The sequence below is a fragment of the Paenibacillus sp. E222 genome (genome assembly GCF_013401555.1).
GTDB lineage: Bacteria > Bacillota > Bacilli > Paenibacillales > Paenibacillaceae > Paenibacillus.
Window position 1 is genome coordinate 490,100 of the sequence record NZ_CP058552.1, and the last position, 25,940, is coordinate 516,039.

Genomic DNA, 25,940 nt, shown 5'->3' on the forward strand with positions numbered 1-25,940 from the left:
TTAAAGTAAATCAGCCTGATGCAGATTATCCTCAATAAGTGATCTTAACACTTCGGATATAGTATGATCTCCCCGTTGGCAGTAGCGGTCGATCTCATTCCAGCACTCCTCGGGCAGGGTCAATGAAATTTTACGTGTTATTCCTATTCTTTTGCGCCCAGCTCCCTTACGCACTCCTCCTTTTTGCTTTTCGACCCCCATAGGAATACCTGTATTACCATATTGTCCCATATTCATCCTCCTCCAACAGAATCATTGCATAGAATTATTAATCATTCAATTATTGCTACCTTATTCAAAAGAAATTCAATCCGTTCGAATGGAGCGAATCCAGCCTGTTATAGACAGGACGAACAGCCCGAATGCCACGACAGCCACAGCCGTCACGATACCTTCCAACCAGCCTAGCCAAGCTGCCCCCAGTGAAAATCCCATTAAAATCCCCAGCGGAACAAACAACATCCGTACCATGGTCACACCTGCACGATTTAACGCCTCCGAATCGTAGGATACGAGCTGAACATAGTCCGAGGTTGCAAATACCTCCCAGGAGCGATAGAAAAGTACACTTAACATGATGACCAACAAGCCACACACGATTACATTGACCGGGAAAGGCGGCAAAGCAACGGCAGCGATCGAAAGGCCCCCAAGCTGCAAGTACAATTTCATAGTCGAGGAGTTACGAAAAAATGCTTTGAATGCCGTCTCAGCTGTCCGATTAGAGATGGTTCGATGACGTAGCAACTTTCGCTGCTTGCGGAATATGATCGTCCGGGTGCGCGGCGCTTTCGGCTTGGTCACAGACCGGCTCAGTAAAAGGGCGGTAAACTTTAGCCGTTCTCGTAAATCTTCACGCACATCACCCTCAAAGGTTCCCTTCATCTCCAGCCTCATTCGGGCAACCGTAATCAGAAGAAGGATTGCGGCTACAATGCCTGCAAGCAGTGTCCAGATGTGTCCATGCATCCAGGATGTTACCCCAATCGTGAACATGCCCATTGCAACTGCTAAAGGGATGATGCGAATCCAGCGTCTCCATCCGGTATAACGTACTTTCGTCATATGGAGTACAATGACCTGGAATGAAGCTACTGTGCCAAACCAAATCGCTATTAACGCGATATGGATAAATGACATGTCATACACACGGGACCATAGTGGTGAGGTCAACGCCGTAATTGCAATCATTTTACCCAGATGCTGCAAGCAACCCCGATAGATCCCTTGTTTCATCAATGTACGCATCCACAGCGACCTTGATTTCAGGAACAACACATCCGCTTCCTCTACAAATAGTAGAATTCCACCTGTAAGCATAATGATGTCGATCAGCCCTGTCAGTATAGGCAGCGTTAATCCGGTCGCCCAGGAGGGCAGTGGTTTGGACCATAAACTCACGTACCATCCGCTGAAATACAGCAGACCCGGAATAAGCAGGTATACCCATACCGTCCAATCTACTACCAGTTTCAGGTTTTTTAACTGTTCATTGAAGTGCTCCTTGCGTCTGCGTCTATATAAACCAAGTGGCGTGTATGCTCGAGAGGTCTCCATCTCTTCTCCCCCCCTTCCCGGTCAGGATGTCAGTGTGTCAAAACAATCAAACAATGAGGCGTCCGGCAAATCTGCTGCTGCACGGATTTCGTCCAGTGTTCCCTCAGCAGCAGAGCGTCCGGAATGGATGAGAATAAACCGATCACAGATTCGTTCAGCGGTATCCAGTACATGCGTTGACATAAGAACACCCGCACCACGGCGGCGCTCATCGTCCAGCAACTTCAGAAAATCCTTGGTAGCGCGTGGGTCCAGCCCGATGAAAGGCTCGTCCACAATATATACATCCGGCGAGGACAGGAAGCCGATCATCAGCATCATTTTCTGCCGCATCCCCTTGGAAAAACTGGCCGGAAGATCATTGCGGACGTGATCCATGCCGAAACGAACCAACATCTCCTCCGCCCTGGCAACAAAGACCTCTTCCTCCATCTCATAGGCCGCCGCTGCCAGATCGAGATGTTCCCACAGGGTCATATATTCGTAAAACACAGGTTGTTCCGGGATATAGGCATAGCGTCCGTCTCCCCCAATGGTTACTTCATACTTCGCATGCTCAAGCAGGCCAAGTAATGTTTTGATGGTCGTGCTTTTGCCAGCCCCATTTGGTCCGATAATTCCCACCAGCTCCCCCGGCGCTACGTGTAATCGGATGTTCCTAATCGTGGATTGACCCGCCTCATACCCTGCTTTCGTAATATGTACGTCCAGTATGGACTCCTGTGCGGCTGTATCTTCGTTTTCGATTTCCATATCATTCACTCCCTGTCCTGTCAGGTGCTTGTTGGGTTCTATATTGATATTGTAATCGAGTTCTTGAGGAATTGTTTGATCATTTTGAGCTTTTGTATAATGATTTTACATTTGCAATTCATGTTATATGTTATAACGTACTAACATTTATACTTACTTACGTATTCATTTCTTAAGTTGAATCATACGATAGGAGGAACATACTATGAATGGTGGTTCCCAAATGAAAGAGGACAATTTTAAGAAGAACATTTTATCTCGTAAGATAGGTAAAATGGGTAAATAGCCTAGGCGTTAGCTTGCCAAAGGTTTTGATTGATAAGCTCGATGTGTCACAAGGTGATGAGATTGAATTTATTGAGAACAGTCAAGGTGAGATTATACTCAAAAAAGTTAGACAATTGAAAATACCTGAAAATGTGAGACCTGAAGTACTGGAAGGTTTTTTTGATGTTTTTGATGTTGAATGGTTACCATCTCCAAATGGAACGTCAATATGCAGTAGAGTTCATGATCAATATTGCAGAGGGCAAGCACTCATTTGAAAGCATCGCAACTATATTAAAGTACCATTCAGTCGTGCGATAACATAATCTTATAATAAACGAAAAAAGCAGGGGATCTGGATCCCCTGCTTTTTTATATTACAGTGAAAATCTCATATTTGTATACTCGTTTCACTCACCTGTTATCATGGATTTGCTGCAAGACTCCCGTCCATATCGTTCTTTTTTTGCCTGCGAATCACTACATAAATCACGCCAAGCAGCGTCAGCAAAATGCCTGAACTAATAAAAGCCGGAATAACTCCGAATGAGGTCACCAAAAATCCACCTACCACCGGACCCATGATGTTACTGGCTGTCATGATGCTGCCAACCGTTCCAAACACACGCCCCGTCATGGATTCAGGTGTTTGTTCCTGAAGTAGAATTTGGAACGGAACAATGGCAAACCCAACCCCCACACCCGCCAGGGCAAATAACGATATCAGCAGCAAATTGGCGCCAAGACCGGCATGCGGCCATACTCCTACGATCATTCCTACTCCACCAATGACAAGACCCATCAATGATGTTCCAAGCCCCATCTTGATAACATGCCCCGCCCTTTTCCACTTCTGAACACTCATCGCTGCAATTAACGTTCCAACACCGCTAGCTGCGACGCACCATCCGAGCAGATCACTTGAAATACCGGGAAGCTGTCTGAACAGGACTACCGTCTGGGAATCCGCAAATTGCAGAAACAGAAGGGCTGAAGCAAGCAGGACTAGCGAGGTTCCCACATGAGGAAGAGATGCGAGCATGCGGATGCCTTCCATTGTATCTTTCAAAAACGTAGCTTTTTCACCTGTTTGTGCAACACCTGCTGTCTCTTCCCTTACTTGTTCTACGTTCTGATTCACAGATTGGATCACTCGGGCTCCAGGAATCCATAGCAAAATAATGCCTGAGATCAGAAAAGACGCGGAATCCAACACGAAACACCAGGTAATCCCAAAAGCAGCAACCAACAGCCCGCCAAGGGCTGGACCGATAATTTTGGACATCTGTTCAATCACCGAGCTGATGGACACTGCCTGCCCCAATTGCTCCTGCGGCACAATTTCCTTAAGCTTGCCGTTCTTGGCTGGTGAGAACACCACATCGAATAAAGACTTGAGAATAAGCAATACATACACATGCCAGATTTGATCGGCAAAAATGAGCCCTCCAACGATCACAATTCGCGCACCGTCTGCGCCGATCATCAGCCACTTCCGATTGACCCGGTCTGCCAGCGCCCCTGCAAATGGTCCGGTAAGCAAGACAGGCAATGCTGCACAGAGCGTGGTAAACGTAATCTCCCATGGCGTTGCATTCCAGCGAATACCCACCAACGTAAGGATTGCCAGCAAGTGCAGCCAGTCTCCCAGATTGGAGATAGCCTGCGCAGCCATCAAAGTGATAAAAGATCGATTGTGCTTCAGGGGTCTTCGTTCCTGCATCGTTAATCCACTTGTCATCCTTCTTCTCCTCCGCCCTCAACCCATTCATGATATGAATTTATTATAGAGAGCAGGCTGTGCCCCCACCTCCTGCCAGAGACGGAGAAGCCGCGGCGCCTTCAGGATGATCTTTCCATAGCTTATTTTCGAGTTTTATGAATTCTGACTACAAGTGTAAATATTCTTTAGTTCAATTTATATAGACGAAAATGATTAAATTTTAATTGCTAAAAATGCAAATCTTGTGACATATCGCATGTTTTTCGTGCAAACAGGTGCTTACAATAGAAATATGGCGAACCTCTGAATCGTCAAATGTAAATTCATCAACTCCAATAAATCTGAAAAGGCGGGATCAGTATGCTGGAATTACAGGAAATCGGAACCGAACGTTCTCTTCATCTGTACCGCACCTTGGCCCAGACATTTAAGAGCGTGAATGAACACGCTGTATCCGGAAGCAAAGTGCATGGCTTCAACCCCACCGCTTACGGAGTGCTCGAAGTGTTATATATGAAAGGAGCACAGCCCATTCAACAAGTCGGTGCACAACTGCTGTTACAGAGCGGGAATGTCACATATGTCATTGACAAGCTGGAGCAAAAGGGGCTTTTACACCGAAAACACTGTCCGCAGGACAGACGCATTATTTTCGTGGAATTGACTGAGGAAGGTCAGCGTACGATGGATGACATCTATCCAGGGTACGCTCACAAAATAGATCGTGCTGTCAGCGGTCTGAGCGAGGATGACAAGACATTGCTCTCTGAGCTGTTGGAAAGGCTTGCACTTGGTGCGGATCGTTTATCCGCAAACGGCTAGGCCAGCCCCATATCACCTGATCCAAACTAAAAATAACCGGTAACGCCTATTTAGGCGAACCGGTTATTCGTATTTATTTACTAATCTAATCAAAGGTACAGAATCCACATCAACACCGTGAGAACAGCAACAACCAATCCACCTGCAATGAGCAAATCCACAATGTAACTGGACAGACCTGAGCGGCTGTGACCCTCAACCTCCCTCTGCGTCTCTTCGTACTTCCGTTTGGCTTCATCTTCATTGGACGAATTCAGATTATTGGGAAACATCATCCTCACCCCTACTCCAAATGAGATATCTATATTATCCTGTGCTGGTCTGCTGCTTCTGCTTACGTGATCTATTCAAGATCCATCCCAGACCTGATTGCCACAGTAAAAAAACAAAAGTTGTTATGACTACGTATTGATAAGGGCCAGCATTCTGAAAGGCATGCATTCTGTACACAAAGATGGAGAACAACAGCGCACTGCCTACACCAAGAAGAAAATAAGCTACGATTGTATATATTACCTTGGATACAGGTCTGTTCATTTTCAGAGAAGCAAGCACTTGGTCCACAAATAGCGATAAAGGCAGGATCAGAAACAGAAGAACAGCCAAATTGATAAGAGTGCTTATGATCAATGTATACCAGAAGGGATAGTAATATGTATCTTCCGCTCGTTCCGCCAAGGGAACATATTGCATGAGTCCGACAACGATGGAAAGTGAAATGCAAGTCATAAGGACTGCCAGCAGCTTGATTGGAAAGGGCACATACCGGAACGATTTCAGGGATTGCTTACTCATCTTAACTCGCCTCCCATTCCATTATTGTAAATTATAGATAATCCCTTCTAGAAAATAATAACAAAAAAGCAGCTGAGAAACAGCTGCCTTAATCCAATGATTATTCTTTTCACTTCGTTTACTGCCCAGAAGCTTGCGCTTGCGGCGGAGCATCTGCATCTTCAGGAACGATTAACCGTTTGCGTAAAGCCAATGTCGTTACCCATGAGATAATAGCAATGACAAACATAATGATGAACAAGGAATGCAGACTTCCTTCCAGCACGTTACGCAGAAGTGCCCATTTGTCATCCGACAGAGCGGCTTCCGTATGTGGAGCAAGCAGTTGATTCAGGTCCCCATCCGAAATCCCAGCCTCAGCCAGATGCTGCTCGCTCGACAACGTGGATATCCGGTAGTTCAACCATGTGCCGAAGGCTGCTGCACCGATGGTTTGTCCAAGCGTACGCATAAAGGTATGTAACGCCGTGGAAGATCCACGCTCTTTATACCCAACAGACGACTGTGAAATGATCGTGAATATGGTAAAAGCAAATCCGAAGCCGAGTCCGTAAATAAACGTCAATATAAACAGTACGGCTTGAGGCGATGTTCCACCGACCAGGAAAAGTCCTCCCGATCCAATGGCGATCCCGGTTAAGCCAATCACCGCTGTTAAGCGTGATCCAATCTTCATTAACAGACGGCCGGCAAGTACACTACCGATCAGCCAGCCAACAGACATCGGCGCAAGCAGCAACCCGGATTCAGTCGCATTACCGCCCCGAACCCCCTGCACCCATAGTGGCAAATAACTGGTTAGGCCAATCATCAGGGTACTGGTTAGTAATCCGGCGATATTCGCCACCCGGATGTCCCGAATACGGAATAGATGGAGCGGTACCATCGGGGCCTGGGCTCTTTTTTCCACCACAAAAAATAAAATCATAAACAAAATAGCGACAATACTCAGTCCCACAATAATAGGAGAACTCCAGGCATAATACTGTCCACCCGCGGACAATACAAAGAGCAATGCTGTAATACCGACGGTAAAGGTCAACGCACCCATATAGTCAATTTTCGCGGTACGCGGAGACATTTCTTCCTTCAGATAACGAAACACAAACCACATCGCCAGCAGTCCGAACGGCAAATTGAACCCAAAGATCCATTGCCAGCCCAGATTATCTACGAAATAACCGCCCAGCAGCGGTCCGACTAGAGATGAAATGCCCCACACGGAGCTGATCCAGCCCTGTATTTTGCCCCGTTCTTCAATGCGGTAGATGTCGCCAATAATCGTAAACGTAACAGGCACAACCGCACCTGCACCAATCCCTTGAATCGCTCGAAAAATAATCAGCTGCTCCATATTCTGCGAAAGGCAGCAAAGAAGCGAACCCAGTAAGAATAAAGCACATCCAATCAGGAATACTGGCTTTCGTCCGTATATATCACTGATTTTGCCGAAAATCGGCGTGCTCACAGCCATCGTTAACAGATAAGCCGTGAAAATCCAGCTCAACAGCTGTACACTTCCCAGCTCACTGACAATGGTTGGCCCTGCCGGACCAATCACTGTACCTTCGATTGCAGATAAAAAAGTCGCCAGCAGCAATCCCGCCAGGATGAAACTGCGGTTCAAACCTCCTGTTGTATTCACACAAACCCTTCTCTCTTCAATTCTCTATATAATTGGAACATTGATTTACACAGCCCACTACGAACCAGAACAACCTTTTGATCGCTGTTATCCCCAGATTTTTTTCATCCCCTTCAAAGGGGAAATCCGGTGATAAATGCGAACGCTACGCTTCTCCAGCTTTGTTCTGCCCCTTCGTTGCTTTCTTTATTTATCTCTCTTACGCAAAAACTCATCATACAACAGGGAGTACATCACCATATCCTTATACCCGGTAGACGTGTGCTGCACCTGACGCAGCAGGCCTTCCCGCGTGAAGCCTCGGTTCGTCAGAAACTCTCCCGAAGCCAGATTGCGCGGATCAACCAGCGCTTCAATCCGATTGAGACCCATCGTCTCATACCCAAATGGTAACATGACCGAAAATGCTTCCGTCATATAACCGTGACGCCAGTAGTCGCGCCCCAGTTCATAACCGATCTCCCCACGGAATGCACCTTCAAGTTGCCAAGTGTTATATCCGCAGCTTCCGATGAGTCGGCCCGTTTCCTTGAGTTCAATGCCCCAGCGAATCGCCTCCTCTTCTCCTGCCATATGGTTCAGCAGCCCGATCATATCCGCAGCCTCACTTGTCCCGATCATGGGCGCCAAATTCATATAACGGGTCACTTCCCGGTCAGACCAGCAAGCAAACATCTGGGCCGCATCCCGGCGGCGCATTTTACGCAAACGCAGCCGCCCTGTCTCTAGTTCGGGAATTCTCCCTTTGCATTTATACATGAAAAGACACTCCGATCCGATCTATCCCACAGACCTCATATTCAATAGCCATCTAACCATAACCTGCACCGAATGGCAACTGTTCAATCATCATGATCACGTCAAAAAACCGGGCCACTTCCCCTCCCGGTCTTGTTGTACGTATGGACAGCTCAAGTTTACATCCTAATTTCGGCACACTTTATCCGAATTTAGGTTCAGGCTGTAGACGTCTTCTTGTCCGACGCCAGCAACTCTTCACTAACCCGGCCGAACACGGCTATGATTTCCTTAAACTCCTCAATGCCTGTCCCGGTAAGGCTCCATTGATCTCCATGGGCGGTCAGGAAGTTCTCCTGTGTCAGATGCTCAAGCTCCTGCTTGATCTCCCGTTCTCCAACGCGATACCCCCGTTCTTCCAATAGAGGCAATGCGTCGCTAACGGTTAAATCCTGATTTTGGGCCAAATATAGAAGATGAATTCGTACAAAAAGATTCTGTACCTCTGCATGCATAAGCCAAGCTCCTTCCCGGGTTGTAGCCCGCCGTGGTTGCTAAGTATTTACCCCACCCAGGAAGATGAGAAACAGGAGGAAATTTCATAATTGACCTGCCCTTTCCGAAATCCTCCGCTTGACTAACCGCAGGCTCTGCACTATCTTGAAAATAAGTACCATTTTTGCTCGGGAGGGTGATTCATCATGTTTCAAGCTGTTTCTTATGAAGGAACACGAAGCGAGCAGCAAACCGCCGTCCTGGGACAGTTAAGTGCTCTGATCCGCGATGAACCTAGCGCTATTGCCAATCTGGCAAACGCTGCGGCGTTGCTCAATGTATTTATGACCGACACCAATTGGGTCGGATTCTATCTGTATGATGGAAAAGAACTTGTACTCGGTCCATTCCAGGGACTGCCTGCCTGCATCCGTATTCAACTTGGGCGCGGTGTATGCGGCACTTCTGCTGCGGAGCGACGTACGATGGTCGTTGAAGATGTTCATGCCTTTCCAGGCCATATCGCCTGTGATGCCGCATCGAACAGTGAAATCGTTGTACCCATTATCAAAAACGGCGAATTGTACGGGGTGCTCGACATCGACAGCCCGCTCAAAAACCGTTTTGACGACGAAGACCGCATCTTTCTGGAAAAGGCGGTAAGCCTGATCACAGAGCAGTTGGAATTATCCTAACTGCCTGAAATAAGGTCTTAAGCCGATGCAGAGTTCATCGGTCATACGATGATATGCAATAACAAAGAGCGCACTCTCCTAGAGGATCTGCGCTCTTTGTTATGATTATTTTTCTTCACACCCATGTTCTGCTCGCCCAAGATACTTTATGCAGCTAGGATAAATCCTGTTCCGCCTTAATCATCATCCCGTCTCGCAAAAACTCGGCCAGCTTGGGGTGGTAGCCATCATACATCTGACGAAAATTTTTGTGCTCGACGTACAGATTGGCCAAATCCCGGTAAATCTCTGCTGTTGGGGTGTAATAATCCTTGATCCAATCGAGATGTCTGCCAATAATCTGCTGTACTTCCGGGCTGCCGGGTTCTAACCCTTCTTCAATAGCGTCCTGCAAGTCCAAGTGAATTCGATCAATCTTCGCCTGTGAATCGAGAAAATCTTCCTTCGTCTTCATCTCCTGACCATCAGGCATTTTGGACTGCTCCGGTGAATTGGCGTTGTAGTTCTGACTGTTCTCTGTATGCATCCGTTCAGAATAGTCATTCTTTGGCGCTCGGTCAGAGATCGGTTCATTCAGAAGCTGGTGACGCCCCTTCCTTGAAAACCCGGCGTACAGTTCGTACTCATCCATTTCCTGCTCTCCACGTAAGTAAGAGATGGTTTTGTCCAGTGTCTGAATCATTCCGTGGAGATGAAGTGCCTTCTCCAGCATCTCGATCCGATGCTGCTGCATAATACGGATCATGTCCCGGGGAGTATCCCTGAGCATGGGGCCAATCTCTTCCTCCTCCATGCCTACTTCTTTACAGAACAGAATCTGCTGTAGTCTCAGCAGCTCCGGCTTCTCATAGTAGATATCCTCATCTTGACCCACGAAGGCTGGATTCAGCAGACCTTTCTCTGCATACTGTCCCAATTCACTCAGACTTACACCGGACATCCCGGATACATCAACCATGGAATATGCCATTGGAATACACCTCCTGTCTGGCCTGTAACTCCAAGGTTCAGGCTTGTTCATACTGCATTTTATTTAAATTTAAGTGAGATATTATAAGACTTCCATCAATTCTGTACCCCAGTAATCCGTTCATTCTCTGGATGGATACACAACGCTTCGGTGATATGAACGGCATGTCATTGGTAGATTTGCGGTATGATAAGTATTTATACCCTTCTCATCAGATGTGAACCCGGGGTTAATAAAGAAAGGCTATGTATTTTTTTACGGTATGGGCTGAACGCAGAAAAAGAAAAAATCCTGTACCCGCTAACTTGGGCACAGGATCACCAGTTTCTATTTTATCTCGAATATCCATCGTCTCACGGTTGGATCTTAATTCTTGTTAAACATGACAAACTTCAATTCGGTCATTTCCTCTACGGCATATTTAACACCTTCACGTCCCATCCCGCTCTGCTTCACACCGCCATAAGGCATATGATCCACACGGAAAGTGGGAATATCGTTAATCATCACGCCGCCAGCTTCGATGTGGTCCGCTGCATGCAATGCAGTATGAATATCATTGGTAAACACACCTGCCTGAAGCCCGTAGATGGAATCATTCACATGCTCAATGCCTTCTTCAACCGAATCCACCGAATTAATGACAACGATCGGGGCAAAGACCTCCTGACAAGACACCTTGGCATCTCGCGGAACGTTAATCAGTACGGTTGGACGCAATACGCCTCCCTCGGCTTCGCCACCTGTCGCCACCTCAGCGCCTGCCTGCTTCGCTTCATCGATCCAATCCAGCGTACGCTGTACATCTTTGGATGTGATGAGCGCAGAGACAACGGTATCCGGATTCAACGGGTCTCCAACTACGACTTTTTGGGCTGCTTCTGCAAAACGACGAATGAACTCATCCGCAATCGCGCTATGCACATAGATTCGCTGCAGTGAAATACATACCTGACCTTGGTAAGTAAAAGCCCCGGTCACACATCTCGGTACCACCTTATCCAAATTGGCATCCGCATCTATAATGACGGCTGCATTGGACCCCAGCTCCAATGTTACGCGTTTCAGTCCGGCTTTGCTGCGAATGCTGGTACCTACAGCAGGGCTGCCTGTAAACGTAATATGGGCCACGTCAGTATGCTCTACAAGTACATCACCGATCGTTTTGCCGTCACCGCTCACCACATTCAATGCGCCATCCGGTAATCCCGCTTCCTGAAGCAAATTGGCAATATAATACGAAGACAACGGTGTCTGCTCCGCAGGTTTCAACACAATCGTATTGCCTGCTGCCAGCGCTGGTCCTACTTTGTGGGCCACCAGGTTCATCGGAAAATTAAACGGCGTAATGGCTCCAATAACGCCCAAAGGCTGCCGCATCGTGTATCCTATGCGTCCTTCTCCGCCTTTGGCTGCATCCATAGGAACCGTCTCTCCGGTGAGCCGCTTGGCTTCTTCTGCGGCGAAACGATACGTTTCCACCGTACGATCAACCTCGGCCAGTGCCGCAGTAATCGGCTTCGCTGCCTCCAGCGCAATGATTCGTGCTGCTTCTTCCTTCCGCTCTTCCAGCAGGGCGGACAGCTTGTAAAGGATGTCTGCACGCTGATGGGCAGGCATTCTGCGCATCTCTTTGCCCGCCTGAACTGCGGCGGCAATCGCTGCTTCGACTTCCTCCGCTGACGCAGAAGATACTTCTGCCAATGTTTCTTTCGAGTACGGTGCCTGAAGTGCTATATAGTCTACTGATTCGGTGGGCTTGCCCCCGATGAACAGATGTTGTTTTTTCATGGTTGTATCCTCCATTCATGTTTAACGCAGCGTTATCCCATACCTATTTATACACCACTTTAGCATCATCAACACAAGAAAGTCATACCTCTATTTGACAGTCATCACCGGACATCCTGCATGTTTCAAGACGCCGTGGCTGACACTTCCCACCACGATTTCAGCGAGCATGCTTTTCCCGGCCGTCCCCATTACAATGAGATCACAGTCTCTATCCTTGGCTACACGGCAGATCTCATTCACGGGATCACCAGCAATCAGCAACGTTTCATAATGAACAGAACGAGCAGCTAACAATTCATTAACAGGTTGTATAATATGCTGCCCTTCTTCAGCGATCCGCGCTTCCAGATCCACACCCAGTGCGGGCTCATTCAGCGAGATCGAAGGATTAACATGTACGATGATCAAGGAAGCCGGTTGTTTCAAACTTTCTGCCAGATCAACAGCTTGCTCCAAAGCCTTGTGTGCATGATCCGACCCATCGACAGCAACCAATATTCGTTTCAGCATTTTCCATTCCTCCTGTTCATTAATGATGCGTGATGGCAGCATCGATATCACGCAGATGTCTGCGGCGTACCAGAAGCACAACGACCCCGATCAGAACCATCAATGCGCCAAAATAAAACGGTGTCTCCGGCAGGAACCACTCGGACAATTTACCAGCAAGCCAAGGTGCCAGCGCACCTCCAAGGAACCGAACAAAGCTGTATGCAGCCGATGCCACAGAACGTTCCACAGGTGCAGCTTCCATAACTGCTGTTGTAATTAATGTGTTGTTAATCCCGAGGAAAATCCCGGCAACGATAACAGCCACAATAACCGTTGTGGATGATCCCATCACCGTACCCACCGCCATCACCAGCAAATCAATGGCGAACAGGGTCAGCATAACGCTCATGGAAGGAACCGATCCGAATCGACGTTGCAGCCTTGGTGCGACAAAGACAGACGTGATCGCCAGCATCAAACCCCAACCGAAGAATACATAACCGAGTCCGTGCTCATCCAGATTCATGACATAAGGTGAATAAGCCATTAAGGTAAAGAAACCAAAGTTATACAGAAAGGCCGTAATCGCCAATGTTTTCAGTGAAGGATAACCCAGAGCCTTGAACGGATCGGACAAGGAACTGCGCGTTTTCGGTTTGGCCATCTTAGGCAGCATAAACGTAATACTGATAAAAGCAATCGCCATCAGAACAGCTACACCATAGAACGGGCCGCGCCATGAGATGGAACCCAGTTCACCACCGAGCAATGGACCAACGGCAATCCCCAGACCAAGCGCTGCTTCGTATAAAATAATCGCTTTGGCTGTCCCCGAAGTGGACAGTCCTACAATAGCGGATAATGCAGTTGCGATGAACAGCGCATTCCCTAGTCCCCAACCACCACGGTATCCGACGAGCGCACCTACAGTGTCAGAGGTCCCGCCGAGGAAAGAGAAAACAATGATCAGCAGAATCCCGCTGAGCAGTGTCCACTTCACTCCAATCCGGCTGGATACAACACCTGTAATCAGCATGGCTACCCCCGTAACTGCGTTATAACTTGTAAACAATAAAGATACCTGGCTTTTGGAAGCATGCAGCTGATCTGCAATCGCAGGCAAAATCGGGTCGACCAATCCTAATCCCATAAAGGAGATGATACAGGCGAAGGCCACTGCCCATACCGCTCTGGGCTGGGATAACAGTCCTCCACGAGATGACGTCAATTCGTCAGGTAGTGAGGGTTCTCTTTTCATACGTAATTCCTCCTGATTCATGATTTATGTTGTGAAGTAATTGTGAAAAACAATGAAATTATCATTTTTATTTTCAGAAATATAGGTAAGAAAACGGCACAAATGACACCGGATCTCCCGGTGCTTATCGTGGAATACTAATTTAGCATTTTGCATAATTCGATGCATTCGCTTCGGGTACATGATATAGACGAATAAAAGCATTTCGATCTATATCATGCTGATTGGAACACGCTCTTTGGATTTATGCAAAATGCTCATTTATGTGTCGTTCTCATGCCCTTCTAATCGTCGAATGCCGTTCTGAACCCGTTCACGTAATTCCTCAAGTTCCTCCTGAACGGCGTGAATGCTCTGAAGTTTCTGCTCGATCAATTGCAGCTGGTCATCCAACGTCGTTTCCATCTTGGTGAGCTTCTCGATCCGTTCCCTCACTTCAGTGGTCTGCTGGTAGTCAAAACGCTGTTCGTTCAGCGCATCCGCCGTTGCCACATAGGTATGCAGCTCCTGAAGCGAGAAACCAAGAACTTCCTTCGCCCGAACCACCTTTTTGAGATAATCGATATCTTCCCGAGTGTATAATCGTGTGCCACCGTCCGTCCGCTGAGGTGAAGGCATAACACCGATCTCTTCGTAATACCGAATGGTACGTTTGGTCAAACCACATTCCTTGGCTACGTCATCGATTTTATATAAACTCATTTCCTTCACCTCACTTTCATATGTCTATAATGTTATGTACATAATTATATATATTATTAACGTTAACGTCAACGTCAGATTTTGGACTTGAATATGTAGTATGGCTCAAACAAGAATAAATTATTGCAGTTTTAATTTTCACAACACGTTGTTAAAAGCAGATCTCTGTTATCCTTCGCCTCTATAAGATGCAAAAAAGATCCGCTCTCGCGGATCTTCGTTCAGGTGCAATTTCACATTGTGCCCCTAAGCGCCTTGCTCCTTCTGCTCCTGTTGCTGGACACGCTGCATTTGCTTCAAACGGCCTTCGACTCTGGTAAACAGCCTGAATGTATAGAATCCTGTAGCCACAAGACTTAGAACCAAAGCTCGTACATCCGTAAGCCAAAAACCGATTATGCCGAATACCGTAATAATCACACCAAACTGCATCATCAGATTGGCGCTATAACGTTGCGCTTCTTCCCATAAATCGGGATGACTCATTGCTCGCGGAGTACGATAACCATATATGCCATTAATCCTTTTCGGCGGCTTTTTGTACACCATTAATCCCAAAATGAAATAGCACACTCCGCATATAATCCCAACAATTGCTCCTGCCACAATGTTCTCCCCTTCTCTTCACTTTCAATGTGCAATTAAACGTATATACGAAGAGCCGTCCGGATCGTTTCGTAAAACTTAAATGTCCTTCACCCGCAGTACACGCATGGCGTTCAGGACAGCCAGCACGGTCACCCCAACATCAGAGAATACCGCTTCCCACATGGTGGCAATGCCGAATACACCCAGCAGCAGGAAGATCGCTTTGACACCCAACGCAAAACCGATATTTTGCCAGACAATGGTTCGTGTCCGTTTTGCAATCCGGATCGCACTTGCAAGTCTGGAGGGTTCATCCGTCATGATGACAACGTCTGCCGCTTCAATCGCGGCATCCGAACCAAGTCCACCCATCGCTACACCTACATCGGCACGCGCCAGAACTGGTGTATCGTTAATACCATCACCGACAAACACCATTTTCTCTTTCGGTGATTTGGCAGCTTCGAGCCGCTCCAGCTGTTCGACCTTATGCTGTGGCAGCAGCTCAGCGTATACTTCATCGACACCCAGCTCACGCCCTACAGCTTCACCAACAGCCTTGGCATCCCCGGTCAGCATGACCGTTTTGCGAATACCGAGCTTCTTGAGTGCCTGAATGGCTGCCGCTGCATCATCCTTCACCTCATCGGCAATGATCAGGTGACCGACATATGAACCGGATTCGGCAATGTGCACCACCGTACCCACGGTTTGCGGAGTCGTGTAGGAGATACCTGCCTGTTCCATCAATTTGGCGTTACCTGCAAGCACTTCACGTCCATCCACACTGACCTTGATGCCATGCCCTGCAACCTCATCGTAATCATCCACACCCTGGGTCCGAATATCTTTCGCCCAAGCTGCGCGAATGGATTCAGCAATCGGATGATTGGAATGAGCCTCGGCAATTGCAGCAAGCTCCATCAATTCATCTTCCGTACGCCCGCCTTCAGGGCGAATAGCTGTAACTTTGAATACACCTTTAGTTAGGGTACCCGTTTTATCGAAAACAACGACTTTGACATCGTTCAATGCTTCAAGGTAGTTACTTCCTTTGATGAGTATCCCGTTACGCGAGGCAGCTCCGATGCCACCGAAAAAACCAAGCGGAATGGAAACGACCAGCGCACACGGACAAGAGATCACGAGGAAGACCAGTGCACGATAGATCCAATCGGTGAATGTCGCACCACTGAGCACCAGCGGCGGAACAAGCGCAATCAATGCGGCAAGAATGACGACAACCGGTGTATAATAACGGGCGAATTTGCTAATAAAATGCTCCGTTTTGGCTTTGCGGCTGCTCGCATTCTGCACCAGGTCCAGAATTTTGGATACCGTCGATTCACCAAAAGTTTTTGTTACTTCAATTGTTAACATTCCGTTTTTGTTCACAAATCCACTCAGTACATCACTGCCGGGTTCCAGTTCACGCGGAACGGACTCACCTGTCAGGGCGGAAGTGTCCACCATGGAGCGACCTGCCTTAACGATCCCGTCCAGAGGTACTCGCTCACCCGCTTTAACCACGATTCGATCTCCAATACGTACTTCTTCCGGCGACACTCGCTTGGTCTCTTCTCCCGCGCCAATCAGCATATTGGCATAGTCCGGGCGAATATCCATCAGCGACTGGATCGACTTCCTTGAGCGATTAACCGCCAGCCCCTGAAACAGCTCACCGAGCTGATAGAAGAGCATAACTGCAACACCTTCAGGATATTGACCAATGGCAAAAGCACCGATGGTGGCCACGGACATCAGGAAGTATTCATCGAATACCTGACCTCGAATGATATTTTTGAACGCCTGGAGAACGATATCTCCCCCTGCGATCAGATAAGCGACAACATAAAGTGCAAGTTGCGCCCATCCTTCCAGCGGAGACCAGATCGCGGCTGCTACCAAAATGGACCCTGCCGCCAAACGTGCCAGCAGCACCTTTGTCTGCCCAGCGCCATGTTCATGCGAGTGTCCGGCATGCGCGTCATGATTGTGACTATCTGCATGACCGTGATCATGTCCAGCATGACTTCCATGATCATGCGTGTGATCTTGGGCTCCGTGATGATGAACGTGGTCATGTGCATGATCATGGTCATGGGAGTGACCGGCATGATCGTGTCCACTCGGCGTATGCTCATGCGTGTGAGCCCCGCTGCCTGCATGGGCGTGCACATTGCCGTTGGCGTGATTTATTGAATCAGCAGCACCACGACTGCCTTGTGATGATTTTCCTTTTTCCGAGATGCGAATATGCGGTTCCAGCCGAAGCACTTTGCGTTTCGCTTCTTCCACCACCTGCTCATCCATATCGGATGTGGTGTGCATGGATAAGGTTTTGGTCACAAAATTGACCGAGCAATCGGTAATGCCTTTAATTTTTTTGACGCCATTCTCAATCTTCAATGCGCAGTTCGCGCAATCCAATCCATCCAGCAGCAGTTCCCTTTTCACCTGTTCCTGTCCGGTTCCCATGTGAACTCTCCCCTTTGCAGTACGTAAGACAAAGTTATCCGTAATTTTTTTGATTTTAAATCAATATATGAGCAATCATTCATATGTTTTGTTAACCCTATTATATGCACGCTTAAACATGAGTGTCAACAATTCCAGTTGATTTTTCATACAGAATATGCTAATAGTAATTATTTCGCTTTAGACGTTTTTTGGATATAATAGGCTTATCGAAAAACATTTGATCAAATCAAAGGTTGAGTTAACATAGGTGGTGATAGGAAATGGAACAACCGGTTAAAGCTCCAGCCGAATGCGACGCGGCCTGCTCTGGAACAGAGGCTGACGTGCAAACCATTCGTGCTTCTCTCATGGATCGCGAGACCTCTTCCGAGATGGCTGATTGGTTCAAGGCTTTCAGCGACCCGACACGGCTTCGTATTATTGATGCGCTGTTGCAGAAGGAATTATGTGTGCACGATCTGACGGTGCTGCTCGATATGGGACAGTCGGCCATTTCGCACCAGCTGCGGTCACTCCGCAACATGCGGATTGTCAAGCGGCGCAAAGAAGGCAAGACTGTGTATTATTCTCTGGATGATGCACACATTGAACAGATCTTCCTGCAGACGCTCCAACATATTAAACATGGCTAGGCATCAGCCTGCCTGTTCACACAACAGAACCCCCGCCTCTCGGCTGTTAGCCGATGGACGGGGGTTCTGTTGAATAAGGGCACCGTTTTGCCAGAAAAAAGAGTTTATCATTCTCTAGCTATGGGCTTGCCTACTCCTGTTACAGTAGATTGTTATTCTTCGGATCATACAGGCCGGATCTTTCCTTGAACCAGTTGAAGATATGCGACACACATACTTTCAGCACCGCGTATCCGGGAACGGCCAGCAGAATGCCCACCACACCGAACAGATTGCCTGAAGTCAGAATGACAAAGATAATCGTGATGGGGTGAATCTTGAGCGTTTTGCCCATAATCTGAGGTGAGATGAATTTACCCTCAATTAATTGCACGATCGTCCACACCGCTACCATCTTCAGCAGCATCACCGGGGAAGTGACCAGAGCCACGATCAACGCAGGCGTAATCGCAATTGCTGGTCCCAGGTAAGGTACAACACTCGTGAACGATGCGATAATCGCAAGAATCAGCGCATAGTCCAGACCAATAATCATATACCCGATGTAGAGCAGAATACCGATGCAGAAGCTGACGATAATCTGTCCACGAATGAACGAACTAATCTGGTGATTGATATCTTCCAGCACATGCATTGCACCTGTACGGCTCTTGATTGGCAGGAAAGATAAAATTTTGGACGGAAGTTTCTTGCCGTCTTTCAGCAGATAGAACAGGATAAACGGAACCGTTACAATGGACAGCACCGTCTCGGTGAACGCTCCGAGGAATCCGCCCAATTTGGTCCAGGTCGAGTTCAGAATGTCCGTGGCTTTCTGGGAGATCGTACCCCACCAGTCCTGAGAATTCAGATTCACTGTCTCCTGGAACTGACCGAACAGTTTGCTGCCCGTAAGCTGCTCAAACTGCTGTTTGACCGTCTCACTGTAAGTTGGAAAATTTTCAATCAGACTCGTAATCTGGTTACGTACGACCGGAATGACTGCCAGCACGACGATTGTCAGAATACCCCCGATAGCGAGATATAAGATCAGAATGGACCAGCCACGCTTGATCCTCCACTTCTCCATGACATCCACAATCGGATTCAGCAGATAATAGAGAATACCCGACAGAATAATCGGCAGCACAATCGTCTTGATCAGCACCGCGAGCGGGTGCAAAACAAAAGATACTTTGGTAAGAACCATCACGTTCAATCCTACCAGCAGCAGAATTAACAGGAAAAGCACGAACTTGTTATTCAGAAAAAATCGTTTAAACCGATCCGGCCAAATACGAGGTTGCTCAGGTTGCTCCATAGGCGTGTCTTCCTCTCTCATGTATCCTTTATCAAAGCATAAGCTGTAAACCTGCATGTTTCTTGACTGTACAAAAAGTAGCTTGTACAAGCCAACATATGTATAACACACTGAGTTTATACGTATGGCGCTATTTAACCGTTTCAAATTAGACAGGTAAGTTCATTTTACCCTAAAAAGAACCTTCTGCCCCATACGATTCCTTTGAAAAATATCCCTACCAAAAACGGCTCGTCTCCGAAGAGACAAACCGTTATAATGTCAGCGGCATCCAAGCCTTATGTTCACGTCCGCTGTTGCGTTTATGCTTTTGTTTATGCTTTTCCCGCCAGTTGAGCGATCAGCTCATACGAGTGCAGGCGTGCCTGATGATCATAGATCATCGACGTAATAATCAGCTCATCCGCCTGGGTCTGAGCAATAAATGATTCCAGTTGACCACGCACGGTTTCCGGAGAACCGTTCACTGCTGCTTTCAGCGTCTGTTCTACACCAACTTTCTCACGATCCGTCCATTTGCCTTCCATATCAGCTGGTGGCTGCACCAACCCGGTTGTGCCACGAATAATGTTCAGGAACTGCTGCTGCATCGTCGTACCAAGCCATGCAGCTTCTTCGTCGGTATCCGCAACGACTGCATTTACACCCACAATAACATGGGGCTCCTTCAAGTAATCGGATGGCTGGAAGCTGCTCCGATACGTTTCAAGTGCAATCCGAGTGTAATCCGGTGAGAAGTGGCTGGCAAAAGCAAACGGCAATCCCAGCTGTCCGGCGAGACGAGCACTGAAATCACTGGAGCCAAGCAGGTAAATCGGGATATTCAATCCTTCTCCGGGTACAGCGCGAACAGGCGCGTGATACGATGTAGCAGAAGCATCGAAGTATGCTCTTAGCTCAGCCAGCAATTCAGGGAAATCTTCACCGCTGTTCAGGTCTTTGCGTAAAGCAAGAGACGTACGACGGTCACTACCTGGCGCACGGCCTAACCCAAGGTCTATACGGCCTGGATAAAGTGACTCCAGCGTACCAAACTGCTCGGCAATGACAAGCGGCGCATGGTTAGGCAGCATGATACCACCAGAACCGAGACGAATAGTCTTCGTTCCACCCGCAAGGTAACCAATAACAACCGAGGTCGCGGAAGAAGCAATGCCTGGCATGTTGTGGTGTTCCGCTACCCAGTAACGGTGATATCCCCAACGCTCTGCGTGCTGAGCAAGATCCAGACTGTTGCGGAGCGCATCCGCAGGTGTGGCACCTACTACGACAGGAGCCAAATCCAGAATGGACAATTTAACGTCGTTAATATGTTTTTTGGGGGATGAAGCTGTGTTTTCGGTAGACATGATAGAAAGTTCTCCTCTGTGTGTATATTTTTATTTTTGTATATCCAGATATATAGATGTAAAAGCGCAAAAAAATGATGTATCCGTACTGCTCCTCAAGCCGTTTGCATCCGGACGGAATACCCGCCTGCACCTGCATTCTTGCTTCCGTCTCGGCGTCCGGCTTATAACTCGTGCTGTACGTACTCGGCAAACTGACGAATGGTTTCTTCGTTGCGGCGATAATACGTCCACTGTCCCCTGCGCTCGGAGATCAGCAACCCGGCTTTCAGCATAGTCAGCAGATAGCTGGATATAACGGATTGAGCCAGTCCGGCCTTCACCTGAATCGTTCCAACACATATGCCACTCTTGCCTGCATCCGGATGCTGGGATAACTCCAGCGGTGGAAAGTGCTGCTCCGGGTTTTTGAGCCACAACAGAATCTGTCGACGTGTCTCGTTGGATAATGCTTTGAATATGAGTATAGGTTCCATGGGTAAGATTATACCGCCTTTCTTTCATTTTGCAAACCAAACAGACCGATTCGACGAATGAACCAGCCTGCCAATATATGCATGTGTATACGTTTAGAACTTGGTGCTGACCGTTGCTTTTACTTGTTCCCGCAATGACTGGTAAACTTAATCAATCCACTGCGTGATTTTATCCAGAGACTGACGGGATTTTTCGCGTGGCGGATCTTCCGCCCGATAACCAAAGGCAGCCATGACGGATACATCCCATACTCCATCCTCTAACAGTCCTTCCTCTTCCAGAATACGATGTACGTCTTCATAGATAAATCCTTCAATCGGGCAGGAGTCGATACCAATCAGCGCTGCCGCAGTCATCATATTACCGAGAGCGATATAAGTCTGTTTGGACGCCCAGTCAAATAAAGTACGCGGGTTCTCAAGCATTCGTTGGTTCTTTTGAAATTTGCCATAAGCTTCACGGGTCAACTCAAAAACGTCATTCGGCATGCCTTTGATTTCTTTCAGCATATATTCCGCGTATGGCGAGTTATAACTCGCATCGGATCGCGCCAGAATGACCATAAAATGGCTTGCCGCCGCCAATTGTTTCTGAGCCCCGGAAGCAACTTCGGACAGACGCTTGCGGAAATCCGGGTTCTGCACAATCAGAAATTTCCATGGTTCCAAACCAATTGAGCTTGGTGACAATCGTCCTGTTTCAAGAATAAACTCAAAATCTTCTTCCGAAATGATACGTGAAGCATCAAACTGTTTGGTTGCATGCCGAAAATGGTAAGCGTTCAAGACGTTTTCTTTCGTAATAGCTTTTGCCGATTGTTCCATATGCCTGCACATCCTTTTTTCTTATTTATGTTTATATTCATGGTCATTGTCTAAACCGAATACCTGAGTGTTATTTTAGATTCTATAATCAAAATATAAAAGTACGCACAATAATGTTTCTTAGTTCATAAAAGTAACTATTGTTATCTAACAAGGTTTTCAACGGTCGGTTGCATAACCTGTTGTAACAAAAAAACAAGTCGCCATGGATCTGCTGCTCCCCAAGGCGACTTACCTGTCATTCGTGTCAGAGATGATTATTTACGAGAATTACAACTGTTCCATGAACTCATTTTCCGAAATAACCGTAAATCCCTCTTGCCGCAGCAAAGCAGACGTAACCCCTTCGCCCGCGACTTTGTGGTTAGCAAAATTCCCATCGTAGATCATCTGTGTACCGCAGGAAGGACTGAATTCTTTGAGCACCACACAGGTGACATCCAGTTTTTGTGCCCATTCAAGTGTCTGATAGGCTCCTTTAATGTACAGATCCGTCACATCCTTGCCACTCTTCTCCATTACCTTGGCTGTACCTGCCAGCACATCCTTACCCGTACCGCCGATAATTTCAGCCGGCTCCCGCGGGGTGGAAAATCCTCCAAGCAGCTCCGGGCAGACCATCTTCGCCTGTTCCTGCTCCACAAGCTCTTGAATCTTTGCATCCAGACTCGCTGTTCCGTTGTAACGGCAGGCTACGCCAGCAAGACATGAACTCACTAAATATTTCATCGTTATGCTCCTTATGCGCCAATCATCTATTAAATTGATTGTACCATATGAAATCAAATTTTAGAGGTTGGCATTGGCATCTATTGTGATCATCGTAATCCGTGCATCTTCTTCATATCGAACCTTAAAAGTATGGTAAACCTCTGTCTCTGCTGAACGGAATGTGACCATTCCAGGCGTATTTGGATCTCTTTCAAGTTTATATAGATCAAGGTCGATTTTGAATATTTGTTTGATTACTGGTGCTGCGTTCTGCCTGATTACACTTTCCTTCATGTTACGTAACTTCTCAAAGTAAAGTTCATACTCTTCCCGAGTTTCAAGGTCTGGAATCTCCCTCTGGAAATCCATAACAGTATATTTATCGCTAAACATCCCACCAATTCTACTTACTAAATAACGATCTCCAAAATACAGGTCCGTTGTATCTTCAAGCGTCTTGCCATTTTGTTCAAAAATTATATTTTTCAAATCAGGTGCGGGCTCACCAGACAAGGCTTCAATCGACATTCTGGCTTCTGTTATTAAATCTTGTGATACAGTATCTGAACTCACACTACCAGAAACGGATACTGCTTCATCCCTTGTCCATTCGATACTGCCTCTGCCCCTACTATTTTCCAAAAACAATGTAGTGAACCATACCGGTTTTTCCTGACCCTGCTTCATTTTCACATAACGTCTGGCTGAGATCGGTTTTAGCGTAGGGTCACTTTTTATCCCTTCAAGAAGTGAAGGAATCTGGCGCAAATAACGATGCTCCAGCTCATTAGCTGCCATCTCCCGTCTCATTTCCACCTCACGCAGATTGCCTGTTGCTGCATCAAGCCAGATCAACGCATATTCTGCATCTCCTTCTTTTCCAGCCTCGACGGACACTCTTCCAGACACAGGCAAGTCCTGCACTTTGGTTATACGTAATTGTTTGCCAAGGTAGTCTCGCATCGTGACGGCTACATTCCTTTTCATCTTGTCTGTGAGCAGGCTCATGCCGGCATCATCCGTATATTGCAGCGCTGCTGTGGGATACACTGTTTCAATCACAGGCTCCACAAGCTGTCCGTTCCAGAGAATGACCGCCGCTGCCACGGCTGCAATCGTCGTGCACGCCATAACGGCTCTGCGGGAGCGAAGACCACGTCTGTGTGGATTGGGCAGTTTTTTTTGCTCGGCGGACTTATCCCCAGCACCACTCATTTTCTGTGCAGATCCCGATTTGAGCCAGGCTACCTGGCGAAGTACATTCTGTTTATGCTCCTCGGCAAAAGGAGACGCCGCAAACGGCTCCTTTCTGACTACTTTTTCCCATTCGTCATCCTTATGTTTCATTCGCTCCGCTCCTCCCACTGTTTCCTTACCTTCGCCTTCGCCCTGGACAGTCGCGATTTGACCGTTCCTGCGCTGATGCCCAGCATTTCCGCAATTTCACCCGTTGTAAGCTCATACTTCAGATGCAGCAAAAGCAATTCCCGGAATTTGTCCGGCAGAGCCATGATGATGTCCCAGATTTCATGAACGTGCTCCCTGCTGATCGCCTCGGCTTCGGCAGAGGGGTGAACCAATTTTTCAGGCTTCATCTCACTCATGCTCGCATTAACCTGTTCCGTGTGGATTGGCAGTGTCTCTCCCCATAAACTGCTGCGAAAAAATCTAGATTTCCGGTATGTAAATGTCGTGTTCCTAGTAATGGTCAGCAGCCATGTCTTCAATGAGCATTCTCCTCGAAAGTGGGCGATCCCGGAATATGCCCGGATAAACACCTCCTGTGACAATTCATCCGCCTGCTCTGTACTTTTGGTCAGAAAGTACGCGTAGTTCCATACGTCGTTCCCGTAATCATCCATCATACTGCTAAGTGTGTAATTATCGATCGTCTGAGCGTGTGCCAGATATTGATAGTCCAACTGATGTTCACCTCACTTAATAAGACTGCGTCTAATCCCATTTGGTTCCCAAATCGTTTATATCTTCTCCCTATCCTGCAAAATAAAATAAACCAGCAAGGTCCAGATGTACTGAACGCGCTGGTCTACCGAGTATAAAACCTATAAACTTCATGTTGATGCCAAAAGCTGCTGCTCAAGCCTTAACCGCGGCAATCATCAGAAACATCGGTCGACGATTCTCGTCTCGCATACCGGGAACCTGCTCCATCATCTCAGGAGATGGCTTGGACTCGGCTACCTGTTGAATGATAAAACCAGCTTGAATCAATTCATTCAGATGAGTCGCCATTGTCCGATGGTATTTCACCACGTCCTGATTCAGAAAGTTCGCTATCCGCTGCCCTTCCTCCTGATAATGATCCACAGGCCAATGCAGTATTTCACCCTGAGATCCATAATGCCAGTCCTGCTCCGCCCGCGCCGTGAAAATAGGATGTTCCACAGACAAGACAAAAGTACCTCCTTGGACAAGACATGCATTGATTTTGGCGTATACCTGATCCAGACGTTCGATATAATGCAAAGCCAGTGAGCTGATCACCACATCAAATTGTCCGGGTACAAAATCAATATCCTCAATCGCCATGCGCTGGTACTCGATATGAGGATCATCCGTCATCTCGCATGCCCGCTGCAGCATATTTTCAGACAAATCCACGCCAACCACAGAACTTGCCTGTTGCTCACTTGCATATCGACAGTGCCAACCAAAGCCGCACCCCAGATCCAGTACGTTCTTGCCATTTAATTCAGGCAGCATCGTTTGCAGTTCATGCCACTCGCCAGCAGCCTCCAGCCCTTGGGTTGATCGGGCCATCTGACTGTAATTGCCGAAAAATTCGGCTTCATCGTATTTGTTTTGCTTCATAATTGGCGATACCTCCCGCTGCAAAAATAATACATTCACT

28 protein-coding genes are annotated in these 25,940 nt (G+C 47.5%); 4 read left to right on the plus strand and 24 right to left on the minus strand.

Annotated features, from left to right (window positions below):
* From HW560_RS02100 to HW560_RS02110, 3 genes are all read right to left on the minus strand, one after another.
* Complete coding sequence (locus tag HW560_RS02100) at positions 1-231, minus strand: ribbon-helix-helix domain-containing protein (protein ID WP_179261809.1); 231 nt, start codon at positions 229-231, stop codon at positions 1-3.
* A 75-nt stretch (positions 232-306) separates the two neighbouring features.
* A complete protein-coding gene (locus HW560_RS02105) occupies positions 307-1,557 on the minus strand; it encodes an ABC transporter permease (protein ID WP_179261811.1) in 1,251 nt (416 codons plus the stop codon).
* A gap of 21 nt (positions 1,558-1,578) precedes the next feature.
* Positions 1,579-2,310: an ABC transporter ATP-binding protein gene (locus HW560_RS02110; protein WP_179261813.1), complete on the minus strand. Its 732-nt coding sequence runs from the start codon at positions 2,308-2,310 to the stop codon at positions 1,579-1,581.
* Positions 2,311-2,609: 299 nt separating this feature from the next.
* Between HW560_RS02110 and HW560_RS02115 the strand changes: the two genes are divergently transcribed.
* Complete coding sequence (locus tag HW560_RS02115) at positions 2,610-2,855, plus strand: hypothetical protein (protein ID WP_257031613.1); 246 nt, start codon at positions 2,610-2,612, stop codon at positions 2,853-2,855.
* Positions 2,856-3,001: 146 nt separating this feature from the next.
* Here HW560_RS02115 and HW560_RS02120 read toward each other — a convergent pair whose 3' ends face one another.
* The gene (locus tag HW560_RS02120) at positions 3,002-4,318 is read right to left on the minus strand and encodes an MFS transporter (RefSeq protein WP_179261815.1); all 1,317 of its coding nucleotides are present in this window, start codon (positions 4,316-4,318) and stop codon (positions 3,002-3,004) included.
* A 342-nt stretch (positions 4,319-4,660) separates the two neighbouring features.
* Between HW560_RS02120 and HW560_RS02125 the strand changes: the two genes are divergently transcribed.
* Positions 4,661-5,122 carry a MarR family winged helix-turn-helix transcriptional regulator gene (locus tag HW560_RS02125; protein ID WP_062326256.1) on the plus strand — a complete coding sequence of 154 codons (462 nt, stop codon included), beginning with the start codon at positions 4,661-4,663 and terminating at the stop codon, positions 5,120-5,122.
* Positions 5,123-5,211: 89 nt separating this feature from the next.
* Here the strand turns inward: HW560_RS02125 and HW560_RS02130 are convergent, their stop codons facing one another.
* From HW560_RS02130 to HW560_RS02150, 5 genes are all read right to left on the minus strand, one after another.
* Entirely contained in the window at positions 5,212-5,397 is a 186-nt protein-coding gene (locus tag HW560_RS02130) for a hypothetical protein (RefSeq protein WP_179261817.1), read from the minus strand.
* A gap of 31 nt (positions 5,398-5,428) precedes the next feature.
* On the minus strand, positions 5,429-5,917 hold the full coding sequence (locus HW560_RS02135) for a hypothetical protein (protein ID WP_179261819.1): 489 nt from the start codon (positions 5,915-5,917) through the stop codon (positions 5,429-5,431).
* A gap of 118 nt (positions 5,918-6,035) precedes the next feature.
* Positions 6,036-7,544, minus strand: a complete 1,509-nt coding sequence (locus tag HW560_RS02140; protein WP_256222442.1) for an MDR family MFS transporter — start codon at positions 7,542-7,544, stop codon at positions 6,036-6,038.
* Positions 7,545-7,748: 204 nt separating this feature from the next.
* Complete coding sequence (locus tag HW560_RS02145) at positions 7,749-8,321, minus strand: GNAT family N-acetyltransferase (RefSeq protein ID WP_179261821.1); 573 nt, start codon at positions 8,319-8,321, stop codon at positions 7,749-7,751.
* Between the two features lie 197 nt (positions 8,322-8,518).
* Positions 8,519-8,815, minus strand: a complete 297-nt coding sequence (locus HW560_RS02150) for a hypothetical protein (protein ID WP_179261823.1) — start codon at positions 8,813-8,815, stop codon at positions 8,519-8,521.
* A gap of 186 nt (positions 8,816-9,001) precedes the next feature.
* On the opposite strand from HW560_RS02150, the gene HW560_RS02155 reads away from it, so the two are divergent.
* Positions 9,002-9,490, plus strand: coding sequence for a GAF domain-containing protein (locus HW560_RS02155; RefSeq protein WP_175382173.1), 489 nt, complete (start codon positions 9,002-9,004; stop codon positions 9,488-9,490).
* Positions 9,491-9,644: 154 nt separating this feature from the next.
* On the opposite strand, the gene HW560_RS02160 is transcribed toward HW560_RS02155, so the two are convergent.
* The 7 genes from HW560_RS02160 to HW560_RS02190 form a co-directional block, all read right to left on the minus strand.
* On the minus strand, positions 9,645-10,460 hold the full coding sequence (locus tag HW560_RS02160; protein ID WP_179261825.1) for a MerR family transcriptional regulator: 816 nt from the start codon (positions 10,458-10,460) through the stop codon (positions 9,645-9,647).
* Between the two features lie 366 nt (positions 10,461-10,826).
* Positions 10,827-12,251, minus strand: a complete 1,425-nt coding sequence (locus HW560_RS02165; protein WP_179261827.1) for an aldehyde dehydrogenase family protein — start codon at positions 12,249-12,251, stop codon at positions 10,827-10,829.
* Between the two features lie 90 nt (positions 12,252-12,341).
* Complete coding sequence (locus tag HW560_RS02170) at positions 12,342-12,764, minus strand: universal stress protein (protein ID WP_179261829.1); 423 nt, start codon at positions 12,762-12,764, stop codon at positions 12,342-12,344.
* Positions 12,765-12,783: 19 nt separating this feature from the next.
* Positions 12,784-14,004, minus strand: a complete 1,221-nt coding sequence (locus HW560_RS02175; RefSeq protein ID WP_179261831.1) for an MFS transporter — start codon at positions 14,002-14,004, stop codon at positions 12,784-12,786.
* 261 nt (positions 14,005-14,265) lie between these two features.
* Positions 14,266-14,706: a helix-turn-helix domain-containing protein gene (locus HW560_RS02180; protein WP_090999248.1), complete on the minus strand. Its 441-nt coding sequence runs from the start codon at positions 14,704-14,706 to the stop codon at positions 14,266-14,268.
* A 246-nt stretch (positions 14,707-14,952) separates the two neighbouring features.
* Positions 14,953-15,312: an SdpI family protein gene (locus HW560_RS02185; protein WP_179261833.1), complete on the minus strand. Its 360-nt coding sequence runs from the start codon at positions 15,310-15,312 to the stop codon at positions 14,953-14,955.
* 78 nt (positions 15,313-15,390) lie between these two features.
* Positions 15,391-17,772, minus strand: coding sequence for a heavy metal translocating P-type ATPase (locus HW560_RS02190; RefSeq protein WP_179261835.1), 2,382 nt, complete (start codon positions 17,770-17,772; stop codon positions 15,391-15,393).
* 263 nt (positions 17,773-18,035) lie between these two features.
* On the opposite strand from HW560_RS02190, the gene HW560_RS02195 reads away from it, so the two are divergent.
* The gene (locus HW560_RS02195; RefSeq protein ID WP_053779670.1) at positions 18,036-18,407 is read left to right on the plus strand and encodes an ArsR/SmtB family transcription factor; all 372 of its coding nucleotides are present in this window, start codon (positions 18,036-18,038) and stop codon (positions 18,405-18,407) included.
* A gap of 139 nt (positions 18,408-18,546) precedes the next feature.
* Here HW560_RS02195 and HW560_RS02200 read toward each other — a convergent pair whose 3' ends face one another.
* The 8 genes from HW560_RS02200 to HW560_RS02235 all read right to left on the minus strand — a co-directional run bounded on the left by HW560_RS02200 (position 18,547) and on the right by HW560_RS02235 (position 25,900).
* Entirely contained in the window at positions 18,547-19,707 is a 1,161-nt protein-coding gene (locus HW560_RS02200) for an AI-2E family transporter (protein ID WP_179261837.1), read from the minus strand.
* 314 nt (positions 19,708-20,021) lie between these two features.
* Positions 20,022-21,056 (minus strand): LLM class flavin-dependent oxidoreductase, encoded by a 1,035-nt coding sequence (locus HW560_RS02205; protein ID WP_179261839.1) that lies wholly within the window; start codon positions 21,054-21,056, stop codon positions 20,022-20,024.
* Positions 21,057-21,220: 164 nt separating this feature from the next.
* Positions 21,221-21,532, minus strand: coding sequence for an ArsR/SmtB family transcription factor (locus HW560_RS02210; RefSeq protein ID WP_063567799.1), 312 nt, complete (start codon positions 21,530-21,532; stop codon positions 21,221-21,223).
* Between the two features lie 147 nt (positions 21,533-21,679).
* Positions 21,680-22,357: an NAD(P)H-dependent oxidoreductase gene (locus tag HW560_RS02215; protein WP_179261841.1), complete on the minus strand. Its 678-nt coding sequence runs from the start codon at positions 22,355-22,357 to the stop codon at positions 21,680-21,682.
* Between the two features lie 270 nt (positions 22,358-22,627).
* A complete protein-coding gene (locus HW560_RS02220) occupies positions 22,628-23,086 on the minus strand; it encodes a 2-thiouracil desulfurase family protein (RefSeq protein WP_090904259.1) in 459 nt (152 codons plus the stop codon).
* A gap of 60 nt (positions 23,087-23,146) precedes the next feature.
* Positions 23,147-24,415, minus strand: coding sequence for a hypothetical protein (locus tag HW560_RS02225; protein WP_179261843.1), 1,269 nt, complete (start codon positions 24,413-24,415; stop codon positions 23,147-23,149).
* Positions 24,412-24,990 carry an RNA polymerase sigma factor gene (locus HW560_RS02230; RefSeq protein ID WP_257031619.1) on the minus strand — a complete coding sequence of 193 codons (579 nt, stop codon included), beginning with the start codon at positions 24,988-24,990 and terminating at the stop codon, positions 24,412-24,414. Before HW560_RS02230 ends, HW560_RS02225 begins: the two co-directional genes overlap by 4 nt.
* Before the next feature lie 175 nt (positions 24,991-25,165).
* A complete protein-coding gene (locus tag HW560_RS02235) occupies positions 25,166-25,900 on the minus strand; it encodes a class I SAM-dependent methyltransferase (protein ID WP_179261845.1) in 735 nt (244 codons plus the stop codon).
* Positions 25,901-25,940 lie beyond the last annotated feature (40 nt).

Excerpts from the sequence above, each read along its gene's own strand:
- HW560_RS02100 (WP_179261809.1), bottom strand. The coding sequence starts at position 231 with ATGGGACAATATGGTAATACAGGTATTCCTATGGGGGTCGAAAAGCAA.
- HW560_RS02105 (WP_179261811.1), bottom strand. The coding sequence starts at position 1,557 with ATGGAGACCTCTCGAGCATACACGCCACTTGGTTTATATAGACGCAGA.
- HW560_RS02110 (WP_179261813.1), bottom strand. The coding sequence starts at position 2,310 with ATGGAAATCGAAAACGAAGATACAGCCGCACAGGAGTCCATACTGGAC.
- HW560_RS02120 (WP_179261815.1), bottom strand. The coding sequence starts at position 4,318 with ATGACAAGTGGATTAACGATGCAGGAACGAAGACCCCTGAAGCACAAT.
- HW560_RS02125 (WP_062326256.1), top strand. The coding sequence starts at position 4,661 with ATGCTGGAATTACAGGAAATCGGAACCGAACGTTCTCTTCATCTGTAC.
- HW560_RS02130 (WP_179261817.1), bottom strand. The coding sequence starts at position 5,397 with ATGATGTTTCCCAATAATCTGAATTCGTCCAATGAAGATGAAGCCAAA.
- HW560_RS02135 (WP_179261819.1), bottom strand. The coding sequence starts at position 5,917 with ATGAGTAAGCAATCCCTGAAATCGTTCCGGTATGTGCCCTTTCCAATC.
- HW560_RS02145 (WP_179261821.1), bottom strand. The coding sequence starts at position 8,321 with ATGTATAAATGCAAAGGGAGAATTCCCGAACTAGAGACAGGGCGGCTG.
- HW560_RS02150 (WP_179261823.1), bottom strand. The coding sequence starts at position 8,815 with ATGCATGCAGAGGTACAGAATCTTTTTGTACGAATTCATCTTCTATAT.
- HW560_RS02155 (WP_175382173.1), top strand. The coding sequence starts at position 9,002 with ATGTTTCAAGCTGTTTCTTATGAAGGAACACGAAGCGAGCAGCAAACC.
- HW560_RS02160 (WP_179261825.1), bottom strand. The coding sequence starts at position 10,460 with ATGGCATATTCCATGGTTGATGTATCCGGGATGTCCGGTGTAAGTCTG.
- HW560_RS02165 (WP_179261827.1), bottom strand. The coding sequence starts at position 12,251 with ATGAAAAAACAACATCTGTTCATCGGGGGCAAGCCCACCGAATCAGTA.
- HW560_RS02170 (WP_179261829.1), bottom strand. The coding sequence starts at position 12,764 with ATGCTGAAACGAATATTGGTTGCTGTCGATGGGTCGGATCATGCACAC.
- HW560_RS02175 (WP_179261831.1), bottom strand. The coding sequence starts at position 14,004 with ATGAAAAGAGAACCCTCACTACCTGACGAATTGACGTCATCTCGTGGA.
- HW560_RS02180 (WP_090999248.1), bottom strand. The coding sequence starts at position 14,706 with ATGAGTTTATATAAAATCGATGACGTAGCCAAGGAATGTGGTTTGACC.
- HW560_RS02190 (WP_179261835.1), bottom strand. The coding sequence starts at position 17,772 with ATGGGAACCGGACAGGAACAGGTGAAAAGGGAACTGCTGCTGGATGGA.
- HW560_RS02195 (WP_053779670.1), top strand. The coding sequence starts at position 18,036 with ATGGAACAACCGGTTAAAGCTCCAGCCGAATGCGACGCGGCCTGCTCT.
- HW560_RS02200 (WP_179261837.1), bottom strand. The coding sequence starts at position 19,707 with ATGGAGCAACCTGAGCAACCTCGTATTTGGCCGGATCGGTTTAAACGA.
- HW560_RS02205 (WP_179261839.1), bottom strand. The coding sequence starts at position 21,056 with ATGTCTACCGAAAACACAGCTTCATCCCCCAAAAAACATATTAACGAC.
- HW560_RS02210 (WP_063567799.1), bottom strand. The coding sequence starts at position 21,532 with ATGGAACCTATACTCATATTCAAAGCATTATCCAACGAGACACGTCGA.
- HW560_RS02215 (WP_179261841.1), bottom strand. The coding sequence starts at position 22,357 with ATGGAACAATCGGCAAAAGCTATTACGAAAGAAAACGTCTTGAACGCT.
- HW560_RS02220 (WP_090904259.1), bottom strand. The coding sequence starts at position 23,086 with ATGAAATATTTAGTGAGTTCATGTCTTGCTGGCGTAGCCTGCCGTTAC.
- HW560_RS02225 (WP_179261843.1), bottom strand. The coding sequence starts at position 24,415 with ATGAAACATAAGGATGACGAATGGGAAAAAGTAGTCAGAAAGGAGCCG.
- HW560_RS02235 (WP_179261845.1), bottom strand. The coding sequence starts at position 25,900 with ATGAAGCAAAACAAATACGATGAAGCCGAATTTTTCGGCAATTACAGT.